At 39.5% G+C, this 17,485-nt stretch carries 11 protein-coding genes, 1 pseudogene and 1 riboswitch; of the genes and pseudogenes, 8 read left to right on the top strand and 4 right to left on the bottom strand.

The genetic code is table 11. From position 1 onward, the window contains the following. Positions 1-598 precede the first annotated feature (598 nt). Positions 599-2,452 (bottom strand): DNA ligase D, encoded by a 1,854-nt coding sequence (locus WYK_RS01705; RefSeq protein WP_235782413.1) that lies wholly within the window; start codon positions 2,450-2,452, stop codon positions 599-601. 143 nt (positions 2,453-2,595) lie between these two features. On the opposite strand from WYK_RS01705, the gene ku reads away from it, so the two are divergent. The 3 genes from ku (at position 2,596) to WYK_RS01690 (ending at position 5,904) form a co-directional block, all read left to right on the top strand. Further along, a complete protein-coding gene (gene ku, locus WYK_RS01700) occupies positions 2,596-3,438 on the top strand; it encodes a non-homologous end joining protein Ku (protein WP_040372723.1) in 843 nt (280 codons plus the stop codon). A 122-nt stretch (positions 3,439-3,560) separates the two neighbouring features. Continuing rightward, a complete protein-coding gene (gene glpK / locus WYK_RS01695) occupies positions 3,561-5,051 on the top strand; it encodes a glycerol kinase GlpK (protein WP_040372722.1) in 1,491 nt (496 codons plus the stop codon). A 193-nt stretch (positions 5,052-5,244) separates the two neighbouring features. Continuing rightward, the gene (locus WYK_RS01690) at positions 5,245-5,904 is read left to right on the top strand and encodes an MOSC domain-containing protein (RefSeq protein ID WP_040372721.1); all 660 of its coding nucleotides are present in this window, start codon (positions 5,245-5,247) and stop codon (positions 5,902-5,904) included. 41 nt (positions 5,905-5,945) lie between these two features. Here the strand turns inward: WYK_RS01690 and WYK_RS01685 are convergent, their stop codons facing one another. Further along, positions 5,946-6,551, bottom strand: coding sequence for a class I SAM-dependent methyltransferase (locus WYK_RS01685; RefSeq protein WP_040372720.1), 606 nt, complete (start codon positions 6,549-6,551; stop codon positions 5,946-5,948). A 178-nt stretch (positions 6,552-6,729) separates the two neighbouring features. Further along, a riboswitch (SAM riboswitch) is annotated at positions 6,730-6,828 on the top strand. A 118-nt stretch (positions 6,829-6,946) separates the two neighbouring features. Between WYK_RS01685 and WYK_RS01680 the strand changes: the two genes are divergently transcribed. From WYK_RS01680 to WYK_RS01670, 3 genes are all read left to right on the top strand, one after another. Then, positions 6,947-8,794 carry a bifunctional homocysteine S-methyltransferase/methylenetetrahydrofolate reductase gene (locus WYK_RS01680; RefSeq protein ID WP_040372718.1) on the top strand — a complete coding sequence of 616 codons (1,848 nt, stop codon included), beginning with the start codon at positions 6,947-6,949 and terminating at the stop codon, positions 8,792-8,794. Beyond that, positions 8,787-12,236 (top strand): methionine synthase, encoded by a 3,450-nt coding sequence (metH, locus tag WYK_RS01675; RefSeq protein ID WP_040372717.1) that lies wholly within the window; start codon positions 8,787-8,789, stop codon positions 12,234-12,236. Before WYK_RS01680 ends, metH begins: the two co-directional genes overlap by 8 nt. Before the next feature lie 490 nt (positions 12,237-12,726). Beyond that, positions 12,727-13,578: a DegV family protein gene (locus WYK_RS01670; RefSeq protein WP_040372715.1), complete on the top strand. Its 852-nt coding sequence runs from the start codon at positions 12,727-12,729 to the stop codon at positions 13,576-13,578. Positions 13,579-13,836: 258 nt separating this feature from the next. Here the strand turns inward: WYK_RS01670 and WYK_RS25360 are convergent, their stop codons facing one another. Together WYK_RS25360 and WYK_RS01665 are read right to left on the bottom strand one after the other, a co-directional pair. Further along, on the bottom strand, positions 13,837-14,331 hold the full coding sequence (locus WYK_RS25360) for a prolyl oligopeptidase family serine peptidase (protein ID WP_235782412.1): 495 nt from the start codon (positions 14,329-14,331) through the stop codon (positions 13,837-13,839). Then, positions 14,331-15,881 carry a S9 family peptidase gene (locus WYK_RS01665; protein ID WP_235782411.1) on the bottom strand — a complete coding sequence of 517 codons (1,551 nt, stop codon included), beginning with the start codon at positions 15,879-15,881 and terminating at the stop codon, positions 14,331-14,333. The genes WYK_RS25360 and WYK_RS01665 overlap by 1 nt, the downstream gene beginning before the upstream one ends. Positions 15,882-16,299: 418 nt before the next feature. On the opposite strand from WYK_RS01665, the pseudogene WYK_RS01660 reads away from it, so the two are divergent. Both WYK_RS01660 and WYK_RS01655 read left to right on the top strand, forming a co-directional pair. Beyond that, positions 16,300-16,497: pseudogene (locus WYK_RS01660) on the top strand (FAD-dependent oxidoreductase); the annotation flags it as partial. Positions 16,498-16,666: 169 nt separating this feature from the next. Further along, positions 16,667-17,437 (top strand): polysaccharide deacetylase family protein, encoded by a 771-nt coding sequence (locus WYK_RS01655; RefSeq protein WP_051387255.1) that lies wholly within the window; start codon positions 16,667-16,669, stop codon positions 17,435-17,437. Positions 17,438-17,485 lie beyond the last annotated feature (48 nt).

The following is a 17,485-nucleotide window of genomic DNA, read 5'->3' as shown; positions in this document are numbered from 1 at the left end:
TAGGTTAAAATTTGGATTGGATTAGGGAAAAGATAAAAACAGTAGAAAAAAGTCTATTTATGTAATTATAGGTATAGATTACCATAATCTTCAGGATAGAACATAAGAAATGAATCCTAGGTTATATAATGGGGGAGAAATGAATTGAATCTAGACAGAAGACTATTCAAGAGGAAAAGAATATCTTAAAGACATTAAACTCCTTCGGCTAAATATAGCCTATACCAATCTCATATAGCCGAAAACATAATCAGCATTCAAACTTTAAAAAATTAAGATGTTTAAAACAATACATAGAGTTTGATCATTCAATTGAAATAACTAAAAGGATTTGAATATAGCGGAGTCATTTTTGCGATGTCTCTGTGTTTGCGGTTTGGACCATTCAGAATAGCGAAGTGGAATAATATTCACAAAGCTAGCAGATAATAATTGTCCATAATTTTCCACTATTTCATGTTTAGCTTCAAAGTATTTTTAAAATCTAAATACAGCGTGAGGAATATAAATCTCCAGACGGGATTAACCTTAAAACAAAGCCATAACCTATGAAAGCCCCCTCAATACAAACAATGTAGACCAGCTGGCAGCTGGTCTTTTAATTCTGATGAGGCTTGAGGCGGTTTTGCTTTAAAAAGGCGAGGACTTCTCCGAAAGGCTGTTGGGATCGTGCTTTTTCCATTTCGGCAAAAGGGCAGCCGAGTTTTCTAATTCTTTCTGGGACAGTAAGGATCGTGTAGTCCGTAATTTGGATGTGATCTTGGAGTTCGTCCCAATAAAGCGGTGTTGCGACACCGGCAAAGTTATTGCCGCGTGGTGAATAGGGGGCTATTAGTGTTTTTCCTTCATGATGTTGGACAAAATCGAGATAGAGCCTAGTGCCTCTTTTTTTGATCATTCGTTCGGTCGTGAAATCATCTGGATAGGCTCCTGTTATGTAGTCGCCTAAAAATTCGGTGAACATTCTTGTATCATTGTATGAAAAAACATCTGCCGGTAAGGGAATATGCACCTGTAGTCCTCGATTTCCGGATGTTTTAACAAAGGCTGAAAGATTTAATGTGTCCAAGGTGCCTTTAATAATGAGAGCGGCTTTGATGGCTAAATGAAAGTGACCATGCCCGGGCGGATCAAGATCTAGTACAAGTTCGTCAGGCATTATTTTTCCTGATTTCTGAAAAGGGGTGTGAAATTCGATAGCAAGCTGATTTCCGAGCCAGAGTAATGTTTGAAGATCATTACAAAGAATAGCTTCATGATCAGACTCTAGCACGGTCTTCACAAAATCGGGTGCATATTCAGGCACATTTTTTTGGAAAAATCGTTCGCCGCCTAGTACGCCATGCGGATAACGGATAGAGGTAAGCGAACGATTCTGAAGAAACGGAAGAAACCAGCTTGAGATAATTCGTAGGTATTGCAGATAGTCCACTTTGGTCACGGTTTGGGTAGATAACTCCCAAATTGGTTTATCTGGAGAGGTAACCGTTACGGTTTCTGGAAACGTATATTGAGCAGTTGTGAATGCTTCCCATGTACAGTTCTGGGGAACTTGATCTAGGACGAAACGGTCGAATTGAGGCTCCCGTAGATGATCTTGATCATAGGCATGCAGAAAATGAACAGAGATACAAAGAGAAGGGTCCATGAAGTAATAGCGGTCGTCTTCTGAATGTGCATTGTTTTTAACAAGGGTTCGTATGATTTCTTTTTCTGAAGGCTGGATGCCGTTTTTTACTTGTCCAATTTTAACGATTTCGTCAGCTTTATAGACACCGCACGTCAAATATTTATTTTCTTTATCAAGGGCGGTGATGAAACAGGTTACGGTTCGCCAGTTTTTTAGTTTATACCAGTTTTCGGTGCGCTTACCTTCTTGCCAAGAACTTTGAGCGTTTTTCGCGACAATTCCCTCTCCATCGTGAAGCAGTATTTGTTCTTTTATGAAGTCAAACGTTTCGCTGTTTGGGACAAGTTGTATTCTTGCATCATGCATAGGCTCTGGTAATAATGGCAGCTTTTGTTTTTGACCAAAACCGAAGAGAAGGCTTTTTCGTTTTACATAAGGCAAATCCATGATGCTTTTGCCTTTTATCTGTAATAAATCAAAAGCAAGAAGGGTACAAGGAGACAGTGTCGCTGCCTTTGTAATTAATTCGACATTCCGCAGTCGTCCACGCCACTGCATTTGCATGAAATTAGATTTATAAGGGTTTTCCAGCCAGACTAATTCCCCGTCGAATACGAGCGGCAGCTCCTTTTCTATATTAGGTAGGATGGAGTTGATAAACGCTTCAATTTCAGGGAATTGTGGTAATAATTCTTTTCCATTTCTGCTTATTAAAGAAATATGATGTTTTGACAGGGTTAATATCGCGCGAAACCCATCAAATTTCGGCTCGAAAAGCCAGTCTGTCCCCTTGGGAGCATCATCTCGATAGGTGGGCAGCATTGGTTTCAATATAAATTCCTCCCTTTATCTTCATAAATAGTGTTTCCACATCATAAAAAAATCAATCCAAGAGATAAAGAATAACTTTCAAAGAATTTGGAGAAAATTGAGATAACCAATAAATTTATGAAGAGGGTGACACGATGCATACAATTTGGAAGGGGAGCATTAGCTTTGGATTAGTTAATATTCCAATTAAACTCCATGCAGCTACTGAAGATAAAGATATTTCCTTACGAACGTTGCATAAGGAATGTCATTCACCAATAAAATATGAAAAAGTCTGCCCCGTTTGTAAGAAGGAAGTGGGCAAAGATGATATCGTCAGAGCATATGAATATACGAAAGGGAAGTTTGTTGTTCTTGAGGATGAGGAGTTAGCTCAACTGAAAAAAGAAAATGAAGATAAAGCGGTTGAAATTATCGATTTTGTTAAGATTACAGAAATCGATCCAATCTATTTCAACAGAAGCTACTATATGTCTCCTAATGAAGGCGGAAGTAAGGCATATTCGTTATTACGACAAGCTCTGGAGACTTCAGGGAAAGTTGGATTGGCGAAAATTATCATACGCTCGAAGGAAAGCTTAGCTGTGATCCGCGTACTTGATCAGACATTATTGATGGAAACCATTCATTATCCGGATGAAGTACGTCAAACGGAGGATGTGCCAAATATCCCATCAGGGGAAAATGTCGTAAAGAAGGAACTTGATACAGCGATTATGCTAATTGATCAATTAACGACAGAATTTGTTCCAGATAAATATCATGATGAATACCGGACAGCATTAATGGAGCTGATTGAATCGAAAAAGACTGGGGAAAAAGTGGTCAGTGCAAAGCAACCGAAGCAAGCTGCTTCAAATGTAACAGATCTGATGGCTGCCTTACAGGCGTCAATTGACCGGACAAAACCTGCGGGGAAACAAACGAAAAAAACCAGCACACGTAAAAAAGCAGCCCCTAGAAAAAAAGAAGCATAATTATAGGAACCGGACGAGCTTATTCGTTCGGTTTTTATTATATCAAAAACATATTCTTTGCTTAAATAAAAGAAATCTTCTACAATCATACAGGAAGAAATTGTTTAAGGGGTTGTAATGTAGTGGAGAAATATATACTTTCAATTGATCAAGGTACGACAAGTACAAGAGCCATTTTATTCAATAAAGCAGGGGAAATGGTTCATGTGTCACAACAAGAATTTAAACAGTATTTTCCTGAGCCGGGTTGGGTGGAGCATGACGCTAACGAAATTTGGGGATCCGTTTTAGCCGTTATTGCAACATGTTTGTCCGATAGTGATATAAAACCGACGCAAATCGATAGTATTGGGATTACGAATCAAAGAGAAACGACAGTCGTTTGGAATAAAAAAACTGGTAAGCCAATCTATCATGCTATTGTTTGGCAATCACGCCAAACAGCGAGTATCTGTACAGACCTAAAAGAAGCAGGGTATGAAGATACATTTAGAAAGAAAACAGGTCTGCGACTAGATTCATATTTTTCAGGGACCAAGGTGAAATGGATACTAGATCATGTCGAAGGTGCTAGAGAACAGGCTGAAAATGGTGAGTTATTGTTTGGAACCATCGAAACATGGTTGATTTGGAGACTTTCCGCTGGTAAGGCTCATGTGACTGATTATTCAAATGCTTCAAGGACATTGATGTTTAATATCCATGATCTTCAGTGGGATGAGGAATTGCTTGAGATACTTGATATTCCTAAATCCATGCTTCCTGAAGTCAAGTCATCTTCTGAAATTTACGGTTGTACAGATGAAACGCATTTCTTTGGACAGCAAATTCCCCTTGCAGGTGCTGCTGGTGATCAGCAAGCAGCATTATTTGGCCAAGCTTGTTTCGAGCCAGGAATGGGAAAAAATACGTATGGAACAGGTTGCTTCATGCTGATGAATACAGGTGATAAAGCGGTTGAGTCAAAACATGGACTGCTCACCACGATTGCCTGGGGAATAGATGGGAAAGTAACCTATGCTTTGGAAGGAAGCGTGTTTGTTGCCGGTTCGGCTGTACAATGGCTGAGAGACGGGATGCGAATGCTGAAAGATACCAGTGACAGCGAAGAATATTGCTATAAGGTTACCTCTTCTGATGGTGTTTATGTGGTGCCAGCTTTTGTTGGTTTAGGAACTCCGTATTGGGACAGTGATGTCAGAGGTTCTGTGTTTGGGCTAACTAGAGGGACGTCTAAGGAACATTTTATCAGAGCAACGCTTGAATCGCTTGCCTATCAAGCCCGGGATGTGCTTGATGTGATGGAAGCCGACTCAGGAATCCATTTGAAAAAACTGCGTGTGGACGGTGGAGTAGTCAAGAATAATTTCTTGATGCAATTCCAAAGCGATATGCTGTCTGTAGAAGTAGAACGCCCTGCTATTAATGAAACCACGGCACTAGGAGCGGCCTATTTAGCAGGTCTGGCGACAGGTTATTGGAAGGATTCCAAGGAAATTGCTGCACAATGGAAACTTGAGAAGGAATTTGTACCAAGCATGGATGAAGAGAATCGTGAAGAATTATACGGTGGTTGGAAAAAAGCAGTCAAAGCAGCTCAATCATTTAAATAATCAGCAGAAAAAAGGGGGAGCAGATGCTCCCCCTTTAAATTTCGTTTCATAATTAGCAGAGAAAATGAATATAATCAATATCTAGTTGAATTTGCAGCTAGTCAACTAGATATTGTAAATTTATAATAACATAATAGGATCGTTCGAGACAATCCTTTTCGGTAAACAGTTAATAAGTCTGGGGGAATTGTTGATGGGTACACGAAAAATTAAAGGGATACATATTGGTGAACCTAAGCTGGAAACGCTGTCAGGCAGATCTTTAATTACGGGAATGGATAAACAAACTGTTCAAAATATTTATCTGTCTCAGAGAGGATTTACCGGAGATGGTGTGGGCAATTTGAGGCATCATGGCGGCTCCGATCGGGCAGTATGTTTTTATCCCAATGAGCATTATCTTCAATGGGAGCAGGAATTCGATAAAGTTCTGAAAAGACCGGCCTTTGGAGAAAATTTAACGGTATCAGGTATGAAAGAATCAGAGGTTTATTTCGGAGATATCTATCAAATAGGAACGAGTATAGTTGAAATCTGTCAAGGTCGAATTCCTTGTGCGACCATTTCAGATTTTAATGATGTTCCGACTTTTTTGAAAAGGACTATGGAAACAGGGTACACCGGATATTTTGCAAGGGTCATTGAAGAAGGTACGATTGAGGGTGAATCAGACATCATTCTAAAGGAAAGGGTTCAGGAAGCCTATACAATTGAGCGGGGAAATCGAATACTGCTGCATAATGAAGGGAATCAAGCTGATATTGAAGGAATGCTGATGCTGGATTCACTAGCAGACGATTGGAAAAAGAGAGTAGAAAAAAAACAACTGGCCCTGATGGAGCAGGAAGGATAAAACATAGAGAAGTTGGGATTCAGTCCCCAACTTCTGATCGTCTATTTTTTACAAACAGCTGTTACACAGACAGTAAGTTCTGGTGCTATTTTTTTGAATTTCACTGAAATATTACGGAATCCAGCAAGGTATAAAGCTTGTTCGATCTCATGTGCATGAGCAAATGTCTTTTTTCGGGATGCATCATCCTCCCGCGGTTGAACCGTAATGGCAATGATGCCGTTATGCTTCATCAGTTGAAAAATTCGCTTAAGAGAATTCTGTTTGTCTTTCCATAATGGATAGTTATTAACCGAGACGACTTTGTCATATTGATAAAAATCTTCTTCGATCTCTAGAAGATCACCTTCGAATAAGCGTAGTTTTTTCTTTTTTAAGGCATCCAAATTTCGTGTAGAAGCAGCCTTCAGCATATCATGTGAGAGATCTATACCATCAATCCGTAAATTTCGTTGTCTCTTAAACATATCTTCAATAGCAGCACCCGGTCCAAACCCGATTTCTAAAATAATGTCCCCGGGTTTAATTTGCAGCCTATTCAGGGTCCATGTATTGATCTTACGATTATCCATGGACATAATCTTACCGACAATTTTCCCCAGTAATCCTTCGGGTTTTCGAAACTGCTTTGCTAAAATTTCTAGCATTCCTTCACCTCCAGCTATTCTGCGGTTCTATTTATATATTTACCTATAGGGCAGTAATTAAACTTCTGACGTTTTTTTTAATAGATGCTGAGTAATCGTTAAGAAACTATTGAAATTTTCTTATTATTCATGTAAATTAGATATATTATATAAACGAGTACTAGAAAATTTCATAGGAATCTTATCGAGAGAAGTGGAGGGACTGGCCCTTTGAAACTTCAGCAACCGGCTATGGCAAAGGTGCTAAATCCAGCAAGCAGTGCTTGATAGATGAGGAGAATGTTTCAGGAAAAGCCTTCTTCTTTAAAGATGGCTTTTTTTATTTTTCTTCATATAATGCTAAATGACATGATTCTTTCTAAAAGAGAAAGGACAAAACAAGGAGATGTGCATAGATGGATTTTCGCCAAGAATTATCAAAAAGAGTTTTGGTTGGGGAAGGGGCAATGGGAACATTATTATATTCACATGGAATCGATCATTGCTACGAGGAAATGAATACAACAGACCCTGATCAAATTGAGGCGATTCACCGTGCGTATACAGCGGCAGGAGCCGATATTCTTCAATCTAATACCTATGGTGCCAACTATCATAAATTAAAACGGTATGGCTTAGAAGATGAAGTGAGTGTCATTAATCGTAAAGGTGTAGAACTAGCTAAAAAAGCTGCTTCCAAACAAGCATTTGTTTTCGGAACCATTGGGGCACTGCGGAGTATTCGTAAAAATGACTTGGATATAGAAGAAATAAAACGAAGCTTTAGAGAGCAGCTCTATAGTTTATTAATGGAGGGTCCAGATGGATTAATTCTTGAAACCTATTACGATTTAGATGAGTTAGAAACCGTGCTCCAGATTGCTAGAAAAGAAACGGGGCTCCCCATTATCGCAAATGTTTCGCTGCATGAAATAGGGTATCTGCAAAATGGCCTCCATCTCAATGAAGCCTTTTCAAGACTAGATGCACTAGGGGCAGACGTTGTCGGATTGAACTGTCGATTAGGGCCGCATCATATGATACGTTCGTTAGAAGAAGTACCGCTGCCAAAGAACGCAGGTATTGCCGTGTATCCGAACGCCAGCCTTCCGGAATACGTCGATGGGCGCCTTGTCTATGAGGCTGTTCCAGAATATTTCGGCTCAAGTGCGTTGAAATTACGTGAACAGGGAGCTTCAATTATCGGCGGTTGTTGTGGGACAACACCTAAGCATATTGGAGCGGTAAAAAAAGCGCTGGGAACATTGGCGCCGATTAAGGAAAAAGCTAGTAAGGCTCGTCAAATTGAGATTATTGAAGTCGATAAAAAGGATCAAATACCAGCCATTCATCTGCAGGCAAAAACAAAACGAACAATTTTGGTCGAACTAGATCCGCCTAAAAAACTAGGAATCGAGGCATTTATGGCGGGATCAACATCTCTAAGGGATGCAGGTGTGGATTCGGTTACACTGGCAGATAATTCACTTGCAAGTCCGAGAATCAGCAATCTGGCTCTTGGGATCAAGATGAAAAATGAGCTTAATATGAATCCGCTCATTCACATCACCTGTCGAGACCGAAATCTAATCGGACTGCAATCTCACTTAATGGGATTACAGACACTCGGGTTAAATGAAGTATTAGTTATTACTGGAGATCCATCTAAAATAGGGGATTTTCCGGGGGCTACATCTGTCTATGATTTATCCTCATTTGATTTAATCAGTTTAATCAAACAATTTAATGAAGGCTTATCTTACTCAGGTCAAAGTTTAGGACAGCGGACTAACTTTAAAATTGCCGCGGCTTTTAACCCAAATGTGAAATACTTAGATAAAGCCGTACAAAGGCTTGAAAAGAAAATAGCTTGCGGAGCCCAATCCTTTTTAACGCAGCCTATTTATTCCACAAGTCAAATAGAAGATGTCTATCAAGCAACCAAACATTTAGATACGCCTGTTTTTCTAGGTATTATGCCTCTGACAAGTTCACGTAATGCCGAATTCATTCATAATGAAATCCCAGGAATTAAATTACCGGATTCGGTTCGAGCATCAATGGCTTCAGCGGGGAACGATCCTGTTAAAGCTAAGATCGAAGCAAATGCTATTGCTAAGGAATTGATTGATGCAACAATGGAGAGATTTAAAGGAATCTATTTAATTACCCCATTTTTACGTTACGACATGACAGCACAGCTTACACAATATATCCGCACAACAGACAAAGAGAAACCAGCAGAGGTGATAGAACATGAATAAACCTACGATAAATGAAGTACTATCTCAAAAGATTCTCCTCTTAGATGGAGCAATGGGAACGATGATTCAAAATGAAAATTTAACAGCAGAAGATTTTGGAGGCGAAGAATTTGAGGGGTGTAATGAATATTTATCCATTACGATCCCAGATACCATTCAATCCATTCATGAAGCCTATCTAAAAGCAGGAGCAGATATCATTGAAACGAATACTTTTGGGGCAACCGATATCGTGCTCGATGAATACAATCTTGGCAGCCTTGCTTATCAATTAAATAAACGATCTGCCGAACTTGCCTGTAAGGCTTGTGAGACATACTCTACGGCTGAATGGCCGCGTTATACGGCAGGTTCCATGGGACCGACAACAAAAACGCTTTCGGTTACCGGCGGTGCTACATTTGACGGCTTAACCGCTTCATATGAAGAACAAGCTCGCGGACTAATTGACGGCGGTGTTGATTTACTTCTAGTGGAGACATGTCAAGATATGTTAAATGTGAAGGCGGCATTTTCGGGGATTAAACAAGCTTTTAAACAAGTTGGAAAAGAAATTCCAATCATTATTTCAGGAACAATTGAACCGATGGGAACCACCCTTGCAGGTCAATCTATTGAAGCTTTTTATCTCTCATGTGAGCACATGAAGCCACTAGCAGTCGGTCTAAATTGTGCAACAGGTCCGGAATTTATGATTGATCATATTCGAACACTCGCTGGGCTGTCTAATTCAGCCGTCAGCTGTTATCCAAATGCAGGTCTTCCGGATGAAGAAGGACATTATCACGAAACGCCGGACTCACTTGCTCAAAAAATGAAACAATTTGCAGAAAAGGGCTGGATAAATATCATTGGCGGATGCTGTGGCACAACACCGGCACATATTGAAAAGCTATCAGCTGCGATAAGAGATATTAGGCCTAGATCGGTGCCTGATGAGCCGCATACGCATGCTGTGAGCGGAATTGAACCATTGCTTTATGATGACTCCATGCGTCCTCTATTCGTCGGAGAGCGTACGAATGTGATTGGTTCAAGGAAATTCAAGGAACTAATTCGCGGTAAACATTATGAACAAGCTGCCGAAATAGCCCGCGCTCAAGTGAAAAAAGGGGCACATGTGATTGATATTTGTCTGGCAGACCCTGATGGCGATGAATTCGGTGATATGAAGGAGTTTGTCACTGAGGTCGTAAAAAAAATTAAAGTTCCATTGGTAATTGATACAACAGATGAAGCGGTGCTTGAACAAGCGTTGAAACATTCTCAAGGGAAAGCGATCATTAACTCCATCAATTTAGAAGATGGGGAGGAGCGATTTGAAAAAATCGTCCCGCTTATCCATCAATATGGAGCGGCGGTTGTGGTCGGGACCATTGATGAAGTAGGGATGGCAGTAAGTGCAGAACGAAAACTAGAAATAGCCAAACGTTCAGTAGACTTACTTGTCAATAAATACAAGCTCAATCCAAAGGACCTTATTTTTGATCCATTGGTCTTTCCAGTAGGGACTGGGGACGAACAGTATATTGGTTCTGCCTTAGAAACAGTTAAAGGAATCCAAATGATTAAAGACAATCTGCCAGATTGCCAGACTATTCTTGGAATATCAAATGTTTCTTTCGGCCTTCCTGGAAGAGGACGAGAAATACTAAATGCCGTTTATCTCTATCACTGTACAAAGGCAGGGCTTGATTATGCCATCGTGAATACTGAAAAACTTGAGCGGTTTGCTTCCATACCAGCGGATGAAGTAGCGCTCGCTGAGGAACTGCTTTTTAAAACAACAGACAAGGCACTAGCCTTATTCACAGAGTTTTACCGAGGAAAGAAAGCAGAAAAAAAGGAAAATATCGCGAAGCTTCCACTTAAGGAGAGGCTGGCTAATTATATTATTGAAGGAACGAAGGAAGGCCTGGTCCCTGATTTAGACCTCATTCTTCAGGAAGGAAAGGCACCGCTTGAAATCATTAATGGTCCGTTGATGGATGGAATGAGTGAAGTGGGTCGTTTGTTTAATGATAATCAGCTGATTGTTGCCGAAGTGCTGCAAAGTGCTGAGGCGATGAAAGCTGCAGTTGCCCATCTTGAGCCCCATATGACAGCAGAAGCCCAGAGCAGCAAAAAAGGGAAAATTCTGCTTGCTACGGTTAAAGGAGATGTCCATGATATAGGAAAAAACTTAGTGGAAATTATTCTATCTAATAATGGCTATGAGGTGGTAGATTTAGGGATAAAGGTGGGGTCGCAAAGTATCGTTGAAGCAGTAAGACTTCATCAACCGACCGCAATTGGCTTATCAGGATTACTTGTTAAATCGGCTCAGCAAATGGTACTCACTGCTCAAGATTTAAAGCAGGCGGATATTGACTTACCGATACTGGTAGGTGGTGCTGCGCTGTCACGTAAATTTACCGATTTCAAGATTTCTCCTGAATATGGAGGATCCGTTATTTATTCTAAAGATGCAATGGACGGACTTGCAACGGCTAACTCGCTGCATGATGAAGAGAAAAAGGTGATTTTTCTTGAACAGCATGAAAGCAGACGTCAAAAAGCAAAAGAAAATGCAATTGCCGCTGCTGCGCTGCCTAAACCCAAACCAAAACTCTCAACAGCACCTGCAATCGAACCAGCACCTGTGCAAAAGCCAGTTGACCTAAAACGCCATGTTCTGCGGAATTATCCATACAAACTGGTGGGTCCTTATATTAATAGACAAATGTTGATCGGGCATCACTTGGGGTTGAAAGGAAAGGTTGCTGAGCTGGTTAAAGCAGGAGACAATAAGGCAGTTGCTTTAAATAACTTAGTTGATGAACTAATCATGTTTTTACAGAATCAAGAGGAATATACAATCAATGCCGTTTATCAATTTTTCCCTGCCCAGAGTGATGGAAATAAAATAATCATATACAACCCAGAGAACCATAATGAAATACTCGAAATGTTTGATTTTCCACGGCAGGAAACAAGCCCGAATTTATGCCTTGCTGACTTTCTAAAACCTGTCAGCTCGGGAGTGATGGATTATGCAGGATTTTTTGTGGTATCAGCAGGGAAGCATGTTAGAAAGTATGCTGAGAAATGGAAAGCGGAAGGCGACTTCCTAAAAAGCCATGCAATCCAGTCACTTGCACTAGAAACAGCTGAGGGATTTGCGGAACGGCTGCATCAGCTGATGCGGGATGACCAAGATATCAGCGATCCGATTGATATGACGATGAAGGACCGTTTTGCAGCTAAATACACTGGTCAACGTTTTTCATTCGGTTATCCAGCCTGTCCAAATCTCGAAGATCAGGAAAAGTTATTCCGTTTGCTTAAACCAGAAGATGTTGGCATTCAGTTAACTGAGGGCTGTATGATGGATCCGGAAGCATCTGTGTCCGCTATGGTATTTGCCCATCCACAGGCTCGGTACTTTAATGTAGAACGATGATGAGAGTTACAGTGGGTTTCTGGTTCAATTGGAGCTTTATCTTAGGTTTAGAATAAGAATCAATTCTAAGAGATAAAACCATCTGTAGAATATATAGATCTTTCTTTCATTTAGTTAAAACTAATTAAATGAAGGGGAGGTTTTTTTTATTGGCAAAAAAATACATTTCGTTTAATGAAGAAGAAATTAACCATTTAACCATAGGCGAAGCAAGAGAAATAATCTTTTATGCACTTCATTGATTTTTTAACAATAAAAAATTGATCATTTAATTCTTTAGAGGAAGAGGAATATGTAAAAATATTTAAAAAAATGAGAAGGTAATCGAGGTTTTAATAAATGCCCTTTTTGTTAGTTGAGTGTTGATAGTTCATACTTTCGTAAATTTTCTGACTATTTTACTGGATAACTTCCCCTTTTAGTGTATGTTTAGGATAAATAAAATAAATAAGTACGCAGGAATGGCTGCGTTAGTTGAAAGGAATGTCTAATGAGAAAGATTATTTTATCGACAGAGAGTGGAGCGGATTTACCGGAAGACCTGGTTGAAAAACATCAAATACAAGTAGTGCCGATGCACGTCATCATGGATAGCAAAGATTATTTAGATGGGCAGTTATCTGTAGAGGAAGTTTTTGATTATTATAGTCGTACCAAAAAAATACCATCTACAACAGCGACAAATGTATATGAGTATCATGAGTTATTTACGAAAATTAGAGTGAATTTTCCTGATAGTATCATTATTCACATTGGATATACGTCAAAAGCATCTGCTTCCTTTCAAAGTGCGTTAATTGCCGCGGAAGATTTTGAAGATCTTTTCCTAATTGATACCCTAAACGTTACAGGTGGATTAGCTGCAATCGTCATGTATGCGGTAACTATGCTTGAGGAAGAACCTTCCATTAGTCATGTACACTTAATAGAAAAAATAGAATCCGTGGTTCCTAAAACAAAGCTTGCTTTCATTCCTGGTAGCTTAGACTTTCTAAGAGCAGGTGGACGGGTAAGCAACGTAGCTTATATTGGTGGGTCCTTGTTAAAAGTTAAGCCCTGCATCGAATTAAAAGAAGGAAAGCTTGTTTCAACTAAAAAATATCGTGGGAATATGAGTATGGTTGCGGAAAAACTCATGCGAGATTACTTAAACCAGTACGATATTGATAGAAAACAGCTGTATTTGATCTACTCTATCGGACTTGATGAAAGTATTAAGAGACGAATGGATGAAATCACTAAGGAAACAGGTTTCGAAAATGTAACATGGATGCAAGCAGGTGCAATGATTTCTACCCATGCAGGACCTGGAGGTTTTGGGATTGCAGGACTAGAATATTAGAAATAGCTTTGAAAAAAACATCTTGGGCCATATAAAATTATTTATAAATAGCTGCCGCATGATGTACAAAAAAATAGTAGCTCGGTGTATAAATAGAACCGAGCAATTTCACTAAACCCACCACTATCTCTTGTTTGCCACATAGAGTCCGCGCATTGCAATGCTGTTTCTTGGTAGGAGTTTGTATAATAAAAAAAGGAGGTAATTATGGAGAAAACTCCATCTGATTACCTCCTTTTTTTCAGTTAGATGATTTGTTCACTTAACGCCTAGTTTGCTAAAAATAAAGGCGTAGCCTTCTGCTAGCTCACGCAGTTGATTAAAGCGACCGGATGCGCCGAAGTGCCCTGCGCCCATGTTTGTTTTCAGTACTAATGTATTGTCGTCTATTTTTAGTTCGCGTAGGCGTGCAACCCATTTCGCTGGTTCCCAATAGCCAACGCGTGGGTCGTTTAAGCCAGTTGTTACATACATATGCGGATAGGCTTTTGCTTCCACATTATCGTATGGACTGTATGAGCGCATATAATTATAATCTTCACGATTTTTTGGATTACCCCATTCATCCCATTCACTCGTTGTTAATGGAATGGTTTCGTCTAGCATAGTTGTCATCACATCAACGAAGGGTACTTCTGGGACAAGGACTTTAAAGGAATCGCCTGCCATGTTGGAAACAGCCCCAATGAGTAAGCCTCCCGCACTACCGCCACGACCTGCAATTAACTCAGTTGTTGTAAAGCCTTCTTGCACTAAATAATCCGCAGCCGAAATGAAATCTGTGAAGGTGTTTTCTTGTGCTGCATTTTTCCGTTAAAATACCAAGATCGACCAAGTTCTGAACCACCACGAACTTGAGCAGTAGCCAAAATCACGCCTTTATCAAGCACCGGTAAGCGGTAGGCGCTAAAGAATGGATCGCTGCTGTAGCCGTAAGAGCCATAAGCAGATAAAATAAGCGGCGCAGGACCGTTGTCTAATGCATTTTTTTTATAATGAAGGAGCACTGGAACATTGACGCCTTCTGCAGTAGGTACCCATACTTGCTGTTGAACATATTGCGTACGGTCATAATCACCGGTAACAGGTGTTTCTTGCAGTACATGTCGTTCACCAGATTCGATATCTATACTGATTGTTGTTTTAGGTGTTATATAAGATTGATATTGAATTAGCACTTCTGTTGTTTCATAATCTTGCTCTTGAATCATCGATACGGAATAAATCGCTTCGTCCCACTCAAGCTGAACGAGCGCATTTTCCTCTACTCGCCATACTTGCTCTAATCCATTTGCACGTCCTGTTACATAAACTTGGTGCTTGAATGGGTAGATGCCTTTAAGGAAATATGCTTCGTTGTAAGACACAATAGGTGTGCGCGCAGATAAGTTCTCTACTGGACAACGTAGCAGAGTAAAGTTCAATGCGTTCTCATTTGTTAAGAGGATGAAATCATTTTCCCAATGCTCAACACCGTATTCAACACCTTCACGACGAGCGTCGAATAAGCGAGGTGCCGTTAATGGATTGTCTGCATCGATTAGTTGAACTTCTGTTGTTGTCGTTGATTTTGAAGTCGCAAAGATGAAGCGACTGCTTTGTGACTTCGAAATAAATAAGTTAAACGTAACATCTGTTTCCTCTAGTAATAGAACATCGTCTGTAACTGCTGTCCCAATTTCATGACGCCACAATTGATGAGGGCGTTGTAGGTCGTTTAATATTACATAAAATATGTACTTTCCACAATTACTCCATTCAACACTACTATAAATATATACATTTGGTAGAACATCTTGAAGTATCTCACCTGTATGTAAGTCTTTCACAAATAAAGTATAGCTATCTGTGCCATCTCGGTTTTCTAAATAGGCAAGGTAGCGATGATCGTTTGAGATACGAATATCCGTTGTGCTTAAATAGTCGTCATCAGAAGCGAGCGTATTCAAATCTAATGTAATTTCTTCTTCAGCCGATGCTAACTGAGCGCGATCTATCGCATGTTTTCTTGCATAAATTGGGTACTGGAGCTCTTTTTCCTGACGTATGTAATAAAAATAAGGGCCGCTTTGAACGGGCACCTGGCTCTCTGAAGCGGGGATACTTGCAACCATCGCTTCATATAATTCTGTTGTGGAATTTTCTAAAGGTTTCATTACTTCATTGTAATAACTGTTTTCTGCCTCTAAATAGGCGATTACCTCAGGATTCGTTTTATCATTCATCCAATAATAGTCATCTTGACGAATGTCCTCGTGTAATTCGAATGTTTGAGGAATTTTTTTAGCAATTGGTGGGTTCATATTTGATGCTCCTCTCTATATATCATTATAAATTCGCGAATGTTCAATGAAACTCCTTTAAATATTATATTTTAATAGTATTTAGTGAGGGAATTTAGAAAAGCATCGTACAAGGGACTTTTTTAGCGTAAATAGAAAGTTATTTGTATATAAATGAAAATCAAAGTGTGCGCTAGTTAATATCGATTGAATTAAAAATTCACCAGTATGAGTTAATTGAATACCGAATGCACACCAAGCAGACGGTTTAGAAGTGCTGGTATTGCACCTCTAATTGACCGTCTGCTTTTATTGTTTGTTTAAAAATCGGACATTGCCATTAACGAAAGTATAATAATTAAAATTGCATAGATTCTTGAACGATGAAAATAATCATATGGCATTTCACTTAATGACCCAAAAGAGGCTAAGCAACTATCTTAAATTATTCAATGACTGGGATGAACAATTAAAAAACTATATCCGTCATGCAGAGGATTGTATTGTTAAGCGACGTGTTGGTTTCAAATGGGAACGTAAAACGAATGTAACATTAATTGGTGATGCGGTGCATGTAATGTCACCATTTGTTGGTGAGGGTGTAAATATGGCGATGTATAATGCGTTGAATCTTGCTTAAGCGATTATTTCAAATGACCATTCCTCGGACAATACAGCTTCAGAAGAACGAACATGAATAGATCGTCAGCTAAGAGTTTGGAGAACGTTTCAAGCTCTTTTTATCAATTTTTCTGTATGAGATCCTTTGTGCTGTGCAACTTAGTAATAAAGGATGGTGCAATCATATGAAGAAATGTTTACTTTTACTACTTTGTTTATTTTTTATGTTTACGCTAGATACTGCAGCAGCTAATCAGCAGCCAGAGGAGTTTATTCCAGAGGAGATTCAACCTCTTCTTCAGAGTTGGCAAAATAAGGGACAGAAGACAGCTTATTTAACCTTTGATGATGGTCCATCGTTAAATACCTTGCCGATTTTAGATATTTTAGATCAATATCACGTTAAAGCCACTTTCTTTGTTATGGGCAATGAAGAAGGATATGCAGATGGGGCTTATCAGGAAATGGCGGCAAGAGGTCATACATTAGCTTTACATACGTACTCACATGATTATGAAGTGGTATATGGGTCAAGGGATAAGTATTTTGCAGACATGGCTCTTTTAGAAAAAATGCTAAAAAAGTATGGTGTGCATTCAAGAATCGTTCGTTTTCCAGGCGGTTCAAGGAATCTCGCAGTGCAACGCAGTCCGAAAAAGGAAGTGCTGGCTTCAATAAAATCCGAACTAAAAAAAAGAGGGTACACTTATTTTGATTGGGACATTGATTCGACAGACGGCTACAGTCCATCTGTCAGTAAACAAACCATCGTTTCAAATGTTCTGAATGGTACCAAAGATCAAGAACAAATTGTGATTCTACTGCATGATATTAATAGTATGAAGAATACAGTTCGCGCACTGCCTGACATTATTACAGGACTTAAAGCAAAAGGATACCAATTTGACTCTATCAATGAATACACAGAAAAAGTTCAATTTGGGGAAAGTCCATGAGACGTAATACGTCAAGTCTGTTTGAATTTGAATAAATGTTTATAATGA

The organism is Peribacillus psychrosaccharolyticus ATCC 23296 (assembly GCF_000305495.1).
Lineage (GTDB): Bacteria > Bacillota > Bacilli > Bacillales > DSM-1321 > Peribacillus > Peribacillus psychrosaccharolyticus.
Note: the sequence above shows the minus strand (reverse complement) of the source record. Positions and strands in the feature narration are given on the sequence as shown.

Excerpts from the sequence above, each read along its gene's own strand:
- WYK_RS01705 (WP_235782413.1), bottom strand. The coding sequence starts at position 2,452 with ATGCTGCCCACCTATCGAGATGATGCTCCCAAGGGGACAGACTGGCTT.
- ku (WP_040372723.1), top strand. The coding sequence starts at position 2,596 with ATGCATACAATTTGGAAGGGGAGCATTAGCTTTGGATTAGTTAATATT.
- WYK_RS01690 (WP_040372721.1), top strand. The coding sequence starts at position 5,245 with ATGGGTACACGAAAAATTAAAGGGATACATATTGGTGAACCTAAGCTG.
- WYK_RS01685 (WP_040372720.1), bottom strand. The coding sequence starts at position 6,551 with ATGCTAGAAATTTTAGCAAAGCAGTTTCGAAAACCCGAAGGATTACTG.
- WYK_RS01680 (WP_040372718.1), top strand. The coding sequence starts at position 6,947 with ATGGATTTTCGCCAAGAATTATCAAAAAGAGTTTTGGTTGGGGAAGGG.
- metH (WP_040372717.1), top strand. The coding sequence starts at position 8,787 with ATGAATAAACCTACGATAAATGAAGTACTATCTCAAAAGATTCTCCTC.
- WYK_RS01670 (WP_040372715.1), top strand. The coding sequence starts at position 12,727 with ATGAGAAAGATTATTTTATCGACAGAGAGTGGAGCGGATTTACCGGAA.
- WYK_RS01665 (WP_235782411.1), bottom strand. The coding sequence starts at position 15,881 with ATGAACCCACCAATTGCTAAAAAAATTCCTCAAACATTCGAATTACAC.
- WYK_RS01655 (WP_051387255.1), top strand. The coding sequence starts at position 16,667 with ATGAAGAAATGTTTACTTTTACTACTTTGTTTATTTTTTATGTTTACG.